This window comes from Sporofaciens sp. JLR.KK001, from assembly GCF_036941055.1.
Lineage (GTDB): Bacteria > Bacillota > Clostridia > Lachnospirales > Lachnospiraceae > Sporofaciens.
Window position 1 is genome coordinate 37,804 of the sequence record NZ_JAYMNO010000001.1, and the last position, 12,419, is coordinate 50,222.

The 12,419-nt window shown below is 45.7% G+C and carries 9 protein-coding genes and 3 pseudogenes; 6 read left to right on the forward strand and 6 right to left on the reverse strand.

The window, feature by feature from the left end:
- Positions 1-338: 338 nt before the first annotated feature.
- The 3 genes and pseudogenes from VSQ62_RS00220 to VSQ62_RS00230 form a co-directional block, all read right to left on the reverse strand.
- The gene (locus tag VSQ62_RS00220) at positions 339-1,271 is read right to left on the reverse strand and encodes an RNA-binding protein (RefSeq protein ID WP_334632548.1); all 933 of its coding nucleotides are present in this window, start codon (positions 1,269-1,271) and stop codon (positions 339-341) included.
- Positions 1,272-1,286: 15 nt separating this feature from the next.
- Positions 1,287-2,480 (reverse strand): annotated as a pseudogene (locus VSQ62_RS00225) (VirD4-like conjugal transfer protein, CD1115 family); the annotation flags it as partial.
- A gap of 130 nt (positions 2,481-2,610) precedes the next feature.
- Positions 2,611-3,033 carry a hypothetical protein gene (locus VSQ62_RS00230; protein ID WP_334632550.1) on the reverse strand — a complete coding sequence of 141 codons (423 nt, stop codon included), beginning with the start codon at positions 3,031-3,033 and terminating at the stop codon, positions 2,611-2,613.
- A gap of 366 nt (positions 3,034-3,399) precedes the next feature.
- Between VSQ62_RS00230 and VSQ62_RS32380 the strand changes: the two genes are divergently transcribed.
- From VSQ62_RS32380 to VSQ62_RS00250, 4 genes are all read left to right on the forward strand, one after another.
- On the forward strand, positions 3,400-3,918 hold the full coding sequence (locus VSQ62_RS32380; protein WP_350339905.1) for a DUF6431 domain-containing protein: 519 nt from the start codon (positions 3,400-3,402) through the stop codon (positions 3,916-3,918).
- A gap of 89 nt (positions 3,919-4,007) precedes the next feature.
- Positions 4,008-5,276, forward strand: a complete 1,269-nt coding sequence (locus VSQ62_RS00240; RefSeq protein ID WP_300870027.1) for a DDE-type integrase/transposase/recombinase — start codon at positions 4,008-4,010, stop codon at positions 5,274-5,276.
- Positions 5,276-6,082, forward strand: coding sequence for an ExeA family protein (locus VSQ62_RS00245; protein ID WP_120397164.1), 807 nt, complete (start codon positions 5,276-5,278; stop codon positions 6,080-6,082). The genes VSQ62_RS00240 and VSQ62_RS00245 overlap by 1 nt, the downstream gene beginning before the upstream one ends.
- 12 nt (positions 6,083-6,094) lie before the next feature.
- Positions 6,095-6,409, forward strand: a complete 315-nt coding sequence (locus VSQ62_RS00250; protein ID WP_016217795.1) for a DUF6618 family protein — start codon at positions 6,095-6,097, stop codon at positions 6,407-6,409.
- A 195-nt stretch (positions 6,410-6,604) separates the two neighbouring features.
- On the opposite strand, the pseudogene ltrA reads toward VSQ62_RS00250, so the two are convergent.
- Positions 6,605-8,074 (reverse strand): annotated as a pseudogene (gene ltrA / locus VSQ62_RS00255) (group II intron reverse transcriptase/maturase); the annotation flags it as partial.
- A 185-nt stretch (positions 8,075-8,259) separates the two neighbouring features.
- Here ltrA and VSQ62_RS00260 point away from each other — a divergent pair.
- Together VSQ62_RS00260 and VSQ62_RS00265 are read left to right on the forward strand one after the other, a co-directional pair.
- Positions 8,260-8,754 (forward strand): helix-turn-helix domain-containing protein, encoded by a 495-nt coding sequence (locus VSQ62_RS00260; RefSeq protein WP_120397171.1) that lies wholly within the window; start codon positions 8,260-8,262, stop codon positions 8,752-8,754.
- A 95-nt stretch (positions 8,755-8,849) separates the two neighbouring features.
- On the forward strand, positions 8,850-9,509 hold the full coding sequence (locus tag VSQ62_RS00265; RefSeq protein ID WP_286164879.1) for a transposase: 660 nt from the start codon (positions 8,850-8,852) through the stop codon (positions 9,507-9,509).
- A gap of 657 nt (positions 9,510-10,166) precedes the next feature.
- Here the strand turns inward: VSQ62_RS00265 and VSQ62_RS00270 are convergent.
- Together VSQ62_RS00270 and VSQ62_RS00275 are read right to left on the reverse strand one after the other, a co-directional pair.
- Positions 10,167-10,364, reverse strand: a pseudogene (locus VSQ62_RS00270) (VirD4-like conjugal transfer protein, CD1115 family); the annotation flags it as partial.
- A gap of 115 nt (positions 10,365-10,479) precedes the next feature.
- Positions 10,480-12,192 carry a reverse transcriptase domain-containing protein gene (locus tag VSQ62_RS00275; RefSeq protein ID WP_334632552.1) on the reverse strand — a complete coding sequence of 571 codons (1,713 nt, stop codon included), beginning with the start codon at positions 12,190-12,192 and terminating at the stop codon, positions 10,480-10,482.
- Positions 12,193-12,419: the final 227 nt, after the last annotated feature.

The window sequence follows — 12,419 nt, forward strand, 5'->3', positions numbered from 1 at the left end:
AAGCCCCCAGTGTATAATCAAATCAAGGAAGGCATTCAGATGCAAGATCTGATGCTCTCAGTAAGAGTATAAAGTCAATAAGACAATAGCATCTACTTTGGCGAGGGGATGCTATTTCTTATTATGCCGGTTATCTATGTAGGTCAATGCCGTAAATAGAACCAATAACAGCGTTAAAACTTCCATTAGTGTCATGGGCACCACCCTCTTTCCTAAACTAGAGGGCAAATCGAAATCGCATCCGCTTTCTTCCTTGCTCAATTATACAAAAATAGTATATCATGCACCTTGGTTATAGGCAATCAAATATTGCCTGACTCTCGGAGAATTACGAGATATCAAAGATTCTGCCGGATAATCCGGGAAATCAGCCCCACTGCTACATTCCGCTCTTCATCAATATGCGTCACCACGAAGGACACTTCATCCTTCTTTCCCACTGTCCGGCTGTCATAGCAGGAATGTGCAATGGCATTGACTCCGATGGAGAGTCGGACAAATACAGTTCCCTTGTGGATATCTTCCACGGTTCCGGCATATTTCCCCTGAATCTTGCATTTCTTCATGTTCTCCTTGCTGGTATTGCCTTCCACACTTTTGACATCTGCCTTGACTGTGATCTTATCTAGGCTTTCAGCCGTAACAGACAGGATACGCACCAGGATATGCTCGCCTACATGGAATCGGTCCCGTGCGTCCCCTAACCAGTCAAAGGACAGATCGCGAGCCAGGATGGAAGTCTCCACGCCGAAGATCTCCGCTCGGACAACCTTTTCTGCCACAGCGACAACCCTTGCCTGCACGATACGGTCTTCATAAATCTTAGAATTGCCAGACGCATCCCGGTCCAGATAAAAGATCTGGCGTTTCTTCAGCATGGCCTCTTTCCGGCTGGCAACCACGCTTCTTGACTGGGCATCCAATCCCTTTACAATAAAGTCGATCTCACAGCCGAGCATGTTGTTAAGGACTTTATTCTGACGAAGGGAAATGTCTCCGTAATCATGTGATTCATCCTGTATCAGATTGATCATCATTTCCGTAATCGGGATAACGGTACGGAAGTCCTTATAATAAACGATAGCAATTAAGCTGCCATTCTCCGTCTTTTCAATTCCGCCCAACATCCCGGTCAGGATTTTCTTAGTGCGGTAGGCATTCTGGATTTCGTGCCAGATGAGGTCGGCCTTCGACTGTGCCGTTTCCAGCACAGCATCAGAATCAAGAGTTAATACAGGTACGTTTGTGATTGTGTTCTGTTCGTTTTGCATAAATGATCTCCTTTTCTATGACATGATTGAATTTTTATCTAATGGAACCATCTCTGGTTCATCCGGCCACAGGTTATCTGGTGATTTGTCTGAAGAATCCGGAAATGGTGGTTCCTGATAAATGTGTTTTGTGGTTTCATAGGTAGGTGCTGCCAGCGGCTTACGGGGAGCTGAAGTGGCATTGCTTTTCTGCCTGCGCGGTTTAGGAGGTGCTTTGGGAAGATAGTCGTATTCCTCTGTTTTCCCCTCTTCCCGCCATTTCGGGATATGTTCTGCCGCCTTTTTGGTCACCAGTTTTTTTGCATCCGGGTGCAGTGTGTAATCATATTTCTGTACCTTCAGCACTTTCTGCCCTCTTAAGATAATAAGTGCAGTATCCAGAGGGAGCCGCAGGATCTCATCCGGTGTCAGAAGCTTGCGTTTGCCGATGGACTGAGTTTTCCGGTATTCCGGAGAATAATCTGACACCCGCCAGGTGTTGAGCAGCTTTGCTTCCGAACTGACACCCACCGTTACGTCTCCGGAACGAGAACTGATAAATTCAGCCGTTACTTCGTCCGTGCATCCTAAGAATAACTGAGTATCGCAATTCCCTATGATTTCCTGCCACTGATTAAAGGGATAGCGGTTCTGCATCTGAGGCAGGTTCTGGAAAATGCACGAAATGCTTAAGCCTCTGGACCGGCAGACAGAGATTTTCTTATTTAACTCCAGGATGGCTCCGGTATTTGCCAACTCATCCGCAAGGATATGAACCGGAACCGGCAGATGCCCGTCTACCCCGTGTTTATCCGCAAACCGCACCAGCTTGATGAAAACAAAAGTCATAAACAGCGATGACAGGAAGTCAAAGGTGCTGTCCTGGTCGGAAGTGATGCAGAAGTACGCGCATTTCTGTTTCCCCGGCAACGTCAGGTCAATCTCATCATAAGAAGTAATCTGTCGGATCAGTTTATTCTGGAATACTTGAAGCCTGGCTCCAAGCCCGATGATTACCCCAGACCGCACTGTATCACTTGCTTGCTTATAGATGCAGTAGAGAACCTTTGCCGGGTGGCTCACCGGAAGCAGGTCAAAGAGGCTGTTCAGTTCTTTCTCCGAGCTGAGTGTCAGCAATTTATATACCTGCCCGATGTTCTTGGACTCCGGGGGAAATCCCTGTTCGACATAGAGAATCAGCGCCTTTAGCAGATTTAATTCCGCATGTTCTGATAGGTAAGCCTTTGAAATAATCTCCAGCTTTTCCCCCAGCTAACACCGGACATGCGACTTTCATCGCATCCGGCGCCCCATCGATTGTGTTCATTTAGGCATTTATTCAGTGACCAAAAATTATTTCTTATTCTATTGCAGGTAACCATGCCTGCTTACGCAGGTTATTAACTTTTTCCAATATCTTTTTGTTGATTTTTAGAGATTTACTTATTGTTTTTAATTCTTCCGGTGAAGTGGCAACTAAAAGGGGAACATATCTTTTATGAATAAGTATCATGTTCTGATACCGTTCCATTCCACCTTTTTCTGCCGGCTTTTTAAGCCATGTTTCTATTTCTTCAGACGTAGTAAATTCTTCTCCACATATGGAACACTTGCCTTGCTGTGCGGAAAATAATGATAATCTGCAATCCATATATTCCATGCTGTGTCCACCGGATTTCTGTTTACTGATATCAACCAGGATTTTATGATTTAAGTTCAGATTTGTATGGACTAATGCTCTGCCTTTAACGGTATAACTATTTACGGCATTTCGTTTTGCCATCGGTATTTTATGCTTTATGAAGTGTCGCCCAGCAAACTAAAGTTCCTATCTCCCGCACAAAAACATCGAATTAAAATCTCATCTTCTTAATACTGTCTATCAGAGCGTGCTGTAGGAAACGGCGCATTTTCCTCTTGACCATTCCTGCCTGTTCCGATATAGTTTTTTTGGAACAAAAAAAAGAGAAAGAACACCAACCTCCTACAGTTTGTTCTTTCTCTCACACCAGCGTGCCTGCCATATACGGGATCATGTCCCACTCGTGAGGCTTTGGCACTACCGACATATACTATGATAAGAGAAAACTCCCTATTTTGCAAGCTGATCCATATAAAAACTTCATCAAAAGCACTATTTGAGTCTTTCATGGTTGGATTCCGTCCCCAGCTGCAGACCTGTCCCTTCTGTGGGGCAGCAGGCAGCTGCAAGATCCATGCCTATTATGACCGTTCCCTGGTGGATTTCATAGATGGCGCCCCTGTCCGACACAGCCTCTGCATCCTTCGCCTCATCTGCACCTGCGGCCATACCCATGCCATCCTCCCGGATTTCATCATCCCCTATTCCGGCTACGGCCTGTTCTTCATCCTCCGTGTCCTGGCAGAGTATTTCCTGCACCTCTCTACTATAGAGGGCCTCTGCAGGCGTTTCTCCATCACCCTTTCCCAACTGCACCGTTTTCTGGAACTCTTCCTGGTGCAGAAGGAAGAATGGCTCGGGGCACTTTCCTCTATGGAAGTCTCTTCCCTCTCCTTCCTGAAGACACTGTTCTCCCAGCCCTCCTATTCTGATTTTGCTTCCGCCTTTGTCCGCCGTTTTGCAAAATCCTTCCTCCAGTCCCATAAAAATCCGGCGTCTTACTGCCAACAAGTGTTCGGTCCCTGAACTGCTTTTCCACGACCACACGACCAGGCATGGTCTCCCTGAGGAAACTCCTTTATAATGGCAGAAAACCATTTAAGGAGGATATTTTTATGGACAACAAACAAAAGAACCTTTCGGACGCTGCCGCCATGGCACAGTTCCGGCTTGCCCTCATCGCACCGGTCATCCATGGCCTTTATCCTGATGCGTCCAGAAATGCCTATTACCAACGCATCACCGAGAACCCGCTCACCCTGCCTGATGGTTCCGCCTTCCGCTACAGCCCCAAGACTATCAGCAAGTGGGTGTCTCTCTACCAGAACGGCGGCATCGATGCACTTATGCCCCGGGAACGCTCCGACAAGGGCGGCACACGGGTCCTGACGGATACAGCCATCGAGGAGATCTACCGGCTTAAGGAAGCTTTCCCAAGGCTTAACTCCACGCAGATCCACCGCCACCTTGTGGAAGAGGCGTTCATCCCTGCCTCTGTCAGCGTGTGTGCTGTCCAGCGTTTTGTAAAGAAACATGACCTGAAATCGGCACGTAACCCGAACATGCGGGACAGGAAGGCTTTTGAAGAGGACGCCTTTGGGAAAATGTGGCAGGCTGATACCTGTTACCTTCCATATATCACAGAAGACGGCCTGCGCAGGCGGGTCTACTGCATCCTGATCATCGATGACCATTCCCGGTTCCTGGTGGGCGGCGGGCTCTTCTATAACGACTCAGCTTATAACTTCCAGAAAGTGCTTAAGGATGCTGTGGCTGCACATGGAATCCCTTCTAAGCTCTATGTCGATAACGGTTCCAGCTACTCGAACGGGCAGCTTTCCCTCATCTGCGGCTCCATCGGAACGGTCCTTTTACATACAAAAATCCGGGATGGCGCATCCAAGGCTAAGATAGAACGCCAGTTCCGGACACTCAAGGAAACCTGGCTCTATACCCTGGATCTGGATTCCTTAAGCTCCCTGGCACAGTTCAATGGACTCCTTAAGGATTACATGCGCTCCTATAATACTTCCCTCCATTCCGGCATCGGCACTACACCCCTTTCCCGTTACCAGCAGACCCGCGCTTCCATACGGACACCTGCGTCCAGGGAATGGCTGGAGGAATGTTTCCTGAACCGCATTACAAGGAAAGTGAATAAGGATTCTACCGTCTCCATCGACAAGGTATCCTATGACGTCCCTATGCAGTTTATCTCATCAAAAGTGGAGATCCGCTTCCTCCCGGATGACATGTCCTCCGCCTTCATCCTTTACGAAGGGGTGCATTATCCCATCCGCCCTACGGATAAGAATGAGAACTGCAGGACGAAGCGCAACAATACACCTGGCATCGACTACTCAAAGTTAGGGGGTGGCTGTTGATGTTCCGTTCTTACTATGGATTGTCTTTCAATCCTTTTGACAAACAGATGGCCCGGGAAAAAGACCGTTTCCTTTCCAGGGACATCTCTGAGATGCTCTCCCGGCTGGATTACCTCAAGGATACCAGGGGCATTGGTCTGTTCACGGCACGCCCGGGCATGGGGAAGTCTTTTGGACTCCGCTGTTTTGCAAAGGGGCTCAACCCGAACCTTTACCATATGGAGTACATCTGTCTTTCCACCGTAAGCGTCATGGAGTTCTACCGCCAGCTCTGCTCTGTACTGGGAGTAGAGCCTAGAGGCGGCAAACCCGGGATGTTCCGGGCCATACAGGAGCAGATCCTCTACCTTTACCGGGAAAAGAAGCAGCCCCTTCTTCTGGCCGTTGACGAGGCCCAGTACCTCTCCACAGGCATCCTGGAGGACATTAAGATGCTCATGAACTACGGCTATGACTCCCTGAACTGCTTTACGCTCATCCTGTGCGGGGAACCGCACCTGAACAATACCCTGCGCAAGCCTGTCCACGAAGCCCTGCGCCAGAGGATCACCGTGCATTACAACTTTACCGGGCTCACAGATTCAGAAGTGGCGCAGTATGTACTCCACAAGATCTCCTGTGCGGGAGGCTCTGCCTCCATCATAGAGCAGGCCGCCCTTTCCGCTGTCCACAGCCATTCCCAGGGGAATCCGCGTCTGGTGGATAACCTGATGACAAATGCCCTTACCCTTGGCGCACAGATGGAGAAGAAAGCAATTGACACGGAAGTCATACTTGCCTCCGTCAGCAGCCAGAATCTTGGATAGGGGGTGTTGTTTTTGGAATACAGATGTTTTTTCAGGGATGGTTCCCGCATAGAAACCTGGACAGGGGAGATTATCCTGCTGCGATGGCGGCCTGGATGGTATGAAGCTGAGATGAATGGACGGGGGACATACTTCCACATCCTGGCCGGAGTGCATAAATACGGAAACTACCTGTGCATCCCGAACCATGATGTGGGATGTGAACTATCCGATTTTTCTGATATTTTCTGGAATGAGGGGCGGATCAGCAATCTAATGCGGAAGGTAGATGCCGTAACTGTTGCTGCCGGTTTGGCTTATCTGCCGACTCTGGCTGACAAACAATAAAAAATCCAACTACATCATGTGGCTATGGATCTCATAATGGGATTCATGGCCTTTCGATTTCGAAAGAAAAGCTATACCAACAGCGTGCTGCATTTTCGGCGGTATTATGCATTTGTAGACAGCACTGCGCAGTCAATGCGAAAAAGGTTGGAAAAATAATTTGCCGTTTATGTCTCCCTCAATTCGCCGTCCAACAATGAAGGCTATTGGATAAATTGGCTGTTCAATTCCGGCTACGTACCGAATCATTTTGGAATTACCAAATCTCTCCTTTTCGCTTTGAGTGAGAGTTCCACCCTCCCGAACAAGCCTGCACCCTTTTTCTGAATTCAATCTGTTTTTTAAAACCGTCATAACTTGTCGGTGAATGTCCCTGCAATCAATGCTGATACAGGTTGCTACGCAAAAATAATTCTGTATACCCAAAACCATGGAGTTATAGAGCTGTATTTCATATAAACAGCTTTTTCTTTCCGTCGGTCTGGCTATATGCTTCGCTTGCTCTACCAACTTAGTTTTTTCCAACAATAACTTCTTGTCACATATTCCCGACTGAACCACATATTTATGTTTTTTCGGTCTTACCCGAATCTTGAAGCCAAGGAATTCTGAATATCGTTTGCGGACATTCACTATCCGTGTTTTTTCCGGTGATACCTCAAGTTTCAACCTTTCACTAATCCATTTTGTTACGGCTTCTTTTGACTTCTCTGCACTTTCTTTGTTACGGCAGAAAATTCTAAAATCGTCGGCATATCTAATGATATACATTTCTTTCAGTGCTGTTTTACGCATCGTCTTAAAAGCCTTCCCTCTATCGAAGGATTCCGATTTACCTATCCGTCGATATTTTCCCTGCTTCTGAACGATGGGATGATTCTGCCACTGGCTATCAATCCACCAGTCCAGTTCATTTAATACAATATTTGCCAACAGTGGTGAAATAATACCGCCTTGAGGGGTTCCCCTGTCCGGTTTAATCATAGAGCCGTCCGTCATTTTGATGGATGCTGTTAAAATACGCCTGATTACAAAAAGTAACTGTTTATCCTGTATACCCAATGCCCACATCTGTTTTATCAACTTGTTGTGATTTACGTTATCAAAGAAGCCTTTGATATCAAATTCAATCACATAGTATAGATTAATCCGTTGCAACATGTTATAAGTGCAATTAATGGCGTGCTCAACCGACCGGTTGGGGCGAAAGCCATAGCTGTTGTTGCTGAATCTTGCTTCGCAGATAGGTTCCAGGACTTGCTTAATGCATTGCTGAATCAGCCTGTCCCAGATACAAGGGATTCCTAACGGACGTGTTTTCCCATTGGGCTTAGGAATGTCTTTGCGTCGCACGGGCTTTGGTCTGTACCCGTGTTGGCTTCCTGTGACAATAAATCTCACTTTCTCAACTACTTCTTCGGGAGACATTCCCCCGATATCGGTAATGTTTTTCTTGTCTGTTCCTGCTGTGTAACTTCCTTTGTTTGCTTTTATGTTTCGGTATGCGAGTAATATATTCTCACGGCTCAATATAATGCTCATGAGATTTGGAAACGAATCTCCATTTAAACTTTTTTGATATAGTTCATCGTATATTGCCTGCATGCCATAATATTCTGCATGTCTAAGGTCGTCTACACATAGATTTTTGTTTTTCTTTGGCATAAGGCATCACCTCCTCCTGCGAAAGTGACCCTTTTGGTCTTATTCGAATCCTTATGTTAGACTGAATAATGCCTGTTTTTAACAACCGACTAGTACAGCATTGCTGAAATAACAATGAATAAATATTGCTTTTTTATTGTAGTCGGTGCATAATAATTCTATCACTAAAGAATGGATGGATTACTATGCGAAGGAAAACAATTGATACTATCCCAGTTTTATCTGATGCCATGAAAAGCATCTTATCTGCTTTTTCAAAAAGCCGCTCCCTTCCGTCTGGACTGGTCAAAAGAGCCGGCATTGTCCTGCTTGCGTCACAGGGGGAACTCAACCAGAATATTGCATCACAGGTCGGACTTCATTATAATAATGTTGCCACCTGGCGCAGCCGATTCCTCGCGGCGCTCCCCGCCTTGCGGAAGATTGAAATGGACGATCCGGAAAAGCTCGAAGATGAGATACGGGCAGTCCTGTCCGATAAAAAGCGTCCCGGTGCCCCGTCTGTTTTTACGCCGGATCAGATTATGCGGATCATCGACCTTGCATGCAGTAACCCAAATGATTTTGGGTACGAAGTAAGCCAGTGGAGCCTTCCGCTGTTAGTGGCAGAAATTAAAAAGCAGGGGATCGCTGAACAGATTTCTGAGAAATCTGTCAGCCGTTTTTTAAAAATGAGGTAGATTTACATCCCCACAAAATCCGTTATTGGCTCCATTCTTCTGAAAAGACGGAATCCCCGGAATCTTTTGCGTGTAAAGTAAACGAAATCTGCGGCCTGTACCAGAGCGCCCCGGAACAAAACCGGGAAGGTGCACACGTTGTTTCCACGGATGAAATGACGGGGGTACAGGCGTTGGAACATAAATATCCTAATAAGCTCCCATTACCCGGCCAGTGCGCCAAAATGGAGTTTGAGTATATCCGCCATGGCACGACCAGTCTCATCGGGTTCTTTGATGTTGCAACGGGCCGTATGGAAATGCCATATCTAAACTCCACACGCACAGAAGAGGATTTTGTGGAAGCTGTAAAAGCATTGACAGAAACAGACCCGCAGGCTCCATGGACATTTATATGTGATGGCCTGAACACCCATAAGTCGGAAGCCCTTGTCCGCTTTGTGGCAGAGGCCTGTGTCCCTGGTGTGGAACTGGGCAAAAAAGGAAAGACAGGGATCCTCAAAAGTATGAAAAGCCGGGCAGATTTCCTGCATGACCCTTCCCACCGGATCCGCTTTGTGTATACTCCGAAACACAGTTCCTGGATGAACCAGATTGAGATATGGTTTGGCATCATTAACCGAAAGCTGCTGAAGCGGAAAAGCTATCTGTCAATAGAAGAACTGGAAGCAAGCATCTTGCGCTTTATTGAACAGTACAATCTTACAGCACACCCATTTAAGTGGACATATGCTGGGATACCATTAGCAATTTAATCACTGATATTTAAGCAATGATGTACTAGTGGCCATTCCTCCGTCTCCCTCTTTTTCGCAGGAAACATCTTAAGTTCGACCACAACCTTTCAGCACCGATTCATCTGCTTATTATTCTTCGTCAGATTATCTCTCATGAGACTCGATACCTTTCCTTGTTCCGATAATTCTATCTGTTCATACATACTTTTAGGTCTCCGCTATGAACCTGTCAGCTTGACAATACCTGTAATATTGTATGGTCGTTCGTAGGGTCAATTTCTACTAAACCACACCGACTGCGCATTAACGCATCCATGCATTTCTACATGGACTTCTTTTAGATCCGTACATCCGCGGTTTTCGTCAGCACAACCCGCTACAGTGTGTATTCTAACCATGAGTATCTTATAGACTCTGGGCCTATAGGCTGCGCACCCTACCTCTGGGGCGTTTTCGTTGGTGTAAAACAAACCATTACGGCATTAAGAACATAACGTTCAAACTCTCAGCCTTTGTCGTGGAGCTTCCAACCCCAGCCTTTACGGCTGACGCAAGTCCACCAAGAGTAGGCGTTTCAGGGCGTTACCCCGTCATTCCACCTATCGAATTATCAGTTCACAGACTGATTTTGATAAATCATGCTGTGCGCAGACTTTTTACCGCCTGCGAACAAGTCGCACTATCCCAGAAATGATCCACTTTGGCAGAACCCGTATTCTGGATGATAACATCGGAGAAAACCTGTGCCATAGTCTCCTGACCATCAATCTCCATCAGACAGTTCCATGCATCGGAGTTCTCCGGGTTTACAAGATTAAAGAATCTTACAGTGTAGCCCTCGTTCTCCAGATAACCAGCCATGCGTTCATACAGTTATAGCGATAGGTAAGGCTTTGAAGTTATCTCCACCTTTTCCCCCGCTCTACACCGTACATGACCCTTTCAGGTCATACGGCGTGCTATCGTGTTTTTGTAAATCATAGATTATCTAAATTGTTTGGTAACCATAATTCTGTCTGATTCTGTTCAGTCTGTTTTTCCTAACGTCATCTAATTTCATCTCATTTAACATACTTTTGGCCTCATTGACTGTGTTACAAAATATCAGTTTGAAAACTCTTCCCTCGACAAATGCGATATTGTCGTGCTTATCTGTCCCACCTTTGGATAAAGGCTTTTTCCTAAAACACCGCATATCCTGTACATTTAACTTTCGACCTGTGATGTAACAATTTCCCTGTTGGACAACAAACGCTGATATACGATTGTCATTGAATTCAATTGTCTCATTTGGGTCTCTGCCTTTGGCAAGTGCTTCAAAGTGTGTTTTTGTTACTGTTTCGAGATTGTGGTGTATCTTTTTTCTTCCTTCGGCTGTATAGCTTGTTACATCCTGAGAGAAATTCATAGGGCTTTTATGGTGTACTCCTGTAATCGGCAGTAGCGTCTCCGAGCCTATCTTTACAATCTTTGTCTCATCCCTGATTCCAGTTGCTTTTTGCTGAAATTCAATATCCGTCTCCCGAAAGGGAACAGTTTTGCCGACATCTCTAAGACGAATTCTTATGGTTGGTAAGAGAGCGTAATTCACATCCGTCAGATTATTGTAGATGTTTGTTGCAATACAATAATAATTCTGTATCCCCCTGACTGCCGAGTTATAATTCTCAACCGCCATATGTGAGGGATGTTTCCTGATATTAATAATCTTAGCCTTTAAATTTGTTTTGGCTTTCTTAATCGCTTTCTCACTCATATCTGTTTTGGCAATAAATCCATATCTTGTCTTTAAGAAGTCTACGGCAACGTGATACCATCTCTGGGCATCATCGTAGGTTCTGCACATAGTTTTAAAATCATCAGCGTACCGGACGATATATCCATCTTTCAGGTTGGTGTATTTACGTGCATAACTTAGCCATTCTTTTGATTTCATCCGTTGGGGTTTGAAGGTTTCCCACTGGTTGCTTACCCACCAATCCAGTTCATTTAATACAATCAGTGACAAAAGCGGACTGATAATTCCGCTCTGTGGAGTACCTTTTGTTGGGATTCCTTCTCCCTCAATCTCTGATTTAAGGATTTTGCTGATAATACAAATCAGCCTCTTATCTCTGATTCCAAGTGTCCATATTTGTTTCAGTAATTTTCCATGGTCTACGTTATCAAAAAAGCCTTGGATATCTATGTCAACACAATAATAGTGCCGGGCTACATTCACCATGCTTACAGCTCTGCTGACTGCATGGTCTGCGCCTCGGTTTAGCCGGAATCCATAGGAATGATTATGGAACTTAGGTTCACATATCGGCTCCAACACTTGCAGAATGCATTGTTGAAGGAGCCTGTCCCAGATACAGGGGATTCCGAGCGGACGCTTTTTATCACTGCCCGGTTTAGGAATCAACACTCTTCTTACAGAGGATGGTTTATAGTCAGCTAACATAAATCTGACCGTATTTATCACTTCATAATCCGAAAGATTCTTGATATCGTCAATGGTCTTACCATCTGTTCCGGCAGTAGCACTGCCGTTGTTTTTCTTAAGATTACGATATGCCAAACGTATATTTCCCTCTGAACCGACAATCTCCAGCAACTTATAAAAGTTGTTGCCGTTTTTGCTTGCCGCATATAACGAATCAAATGCTTCTTGCATATCATAGTATTCGTTATAGCGAAGCTTGGTTTTCTTTAGCATGGTCTGTATCCTCCAATTCGATTTTGATTTACTAATTACACGACTAGAGGCCGTCCCTCCACCGCTTATTATCACGGCTTCATTGGTACCATGCCTCCGCTTTCACTGACATAATCTCCCTTAATACCACCTTGCGGTGGCTTTCCCGTTCGATACGCTTCATAGAAAGTAATTCTCCACGCTGTCAGCTTACGACGTTCCGAATACACTATCTTTACATATACCCT

What these genes read in the sequence shown, in the direction of transcription:
- VSQ62_RS00220 (WP_334632548.1), bottom strand. Translation starts at nt 1,271, where the DNA reads ATGCAAAACGAACAGAACACAATCACAAACGTACCTGTATTAACTCTT.
- VSQ62_RS00230 (WP_334632550.1), bottom strand. Translation starts at nt 3,033, where the DNA reads ATGGCAAAACGAAATGCCGTAAATAGTTATACCGTTAAAGGCAGAGCA.
- VSQ62_RS32380 (WP_350339905.1), top strand. Translation starts at nt 3,400, where the DNA reads ATGGTTGGATTCCGTCCCCAGCTGCAGACCTGTCCCTTCTGTGGGGCA.
- VSQ62_RS00240 (WP_300870027.1), top strand. Translation starts at nt 4,008, where the DNA reads ATGGACAACAAACAAAAGAACCTTTCGGACGCTGCCGCCATGGCACAG.
- VSQ62_RS00245 (WP_120397164.1), top strand. Translation starts at nt 5,276, where the DNA reads ATGTTCCGTTCTTACTATGGATTGTCTTTCAATCCTTTTGACAAACAG.
- VSQ62_RS00260 (WP_120397171.1), top strand. Translation starts at nt 8,260, where the DNA reads ATGCGAAGGAAAACAATTGATACTATCCCAGTTTTATCTGATGCCATG.
- VSQ62_RS00275 (WP_334632552.1), bottom strand. Translation starts at nt 12,192, where the DNA reads ATGCTAAAGAAAACCAAGCTTCGCTATAACGAATACTATGATATGCAA.